Origin of the sequence: Delftia sp. CH05 (assembly GCF_009827015.1) — a bacterium.
In the GTDB taxonomy this organism is placed as follows: domain Bacteria; phylum Pseudomonadota; class Gammaproteobacteria; order Burkholderiales; family Burkholderiaceae_C; genus Comamonas; species Comamonas tsuruhatensis.
Window position 1 is genome coordinate 1 of the sequence record NZ_WUMG01000104.1, and the last position, 1,082, is coordinate 1,082.

Below are 1,082 nucleotides of genomic sequence, written 5' to 3' on the forward strand. Positions count from 1 at the left end.
ATCGCCACCGTTCTGTCCAAGAAGTTCGGCGGCGAAGCCAAGGCTTACGACCAGATCGACGCAGCACCTGAAGAAAAGGCCCGCGGCATCACGATCAACACCGCCCACGTCGAGTACGAAACGGCCAACCGCCACTACGCTCACGTTGACTGCCCCGGCCACGCCGACTACGTCAAGAACATGATCACCGGCGCTGCTCAGATGGACGGCGCTATCCTGGTGTGCTCGGCCGCTGACGGCCCGATGCCCCAGACCCGCGAGCACATCCTGCTGGCTCGTCAGGTGGGCGTGCCCTACATCATCGTGTTCCTGAACAAGTGCGACATGGTGGACGACGAAGAGCTGCTGGAGCTGGTCGAAATGGAAGTGCGCGAGCTGCTGGCCAAGTACGACTTCCCCGGCGACGACACCCCCATCATCCGCGGCTCGGCCAAGCTGGCCCTGGAAGGTGACGCAAGCGACAAGGGCGAGCCCGCCATCCTGCGTCTGGCTGAAGCCCTGGACACCTACATCCCCACGCCCGAGCGCGCTGTGGACGGTGCCTTCGCAATGCCCGTGGAAGACGTGTTCTCGATCTCCGGCCGTGGCACCGTGGTGACCGGTCGCGTTGAGCGCGGCATCATCAAGGTCGGCGAAGAAATCGAAATCGTCGGTATCCGCGACACCCAGAAGACCATCGTCACCGGCGTGGAAATGTTCCGCAAGCTGCTGGACCAAGGCCAAGCTGGCGACAACGTGGGCCTGCTGCTGCGCGGCACCAAGCGTGAAGACGTGGAACGCGGCCAAGTGCTGTGCAAGCCCGGCTCCATCAAGCCCCACACCCACTTCACGGCTGAGGTGTACGTGCTGTCCAAGGACGAAGGTGGTCGCCACACTCCGTTCTTCAACAACTACCGTCCCCAGTTCTATTTCCGCACGACCGACGTGACCGGCTCCATCGAGCTGCCCGCCGACAAGGAAATGGTGATGCCTGGCGATAACGTGTCGATCACCGTCAAGCTGATCGCCCCCATCGCCATGGAAGAAGGTCTGCGCTTCGCTATCCGCGAAGGCGGCCGTACCGTGGGCGCTGGCGTGGTTGC

The 1,082-nt window shown here is 63.1% G+C and carries 1 protein-coding gene; it reads left to right on the forward strand.

Annotation, left to right across the window (positions count from 1 at the left end; genetic code table 11):
- Positions 1 to 1,082, forward strand: a 1,082-nt coding sequence (tuf, locus tag GRX31_RS30380) for an elongation factor Tu (RefSeq protein ID WP_160856257.1), incomplete at both ends; no start/stop codon positions are given.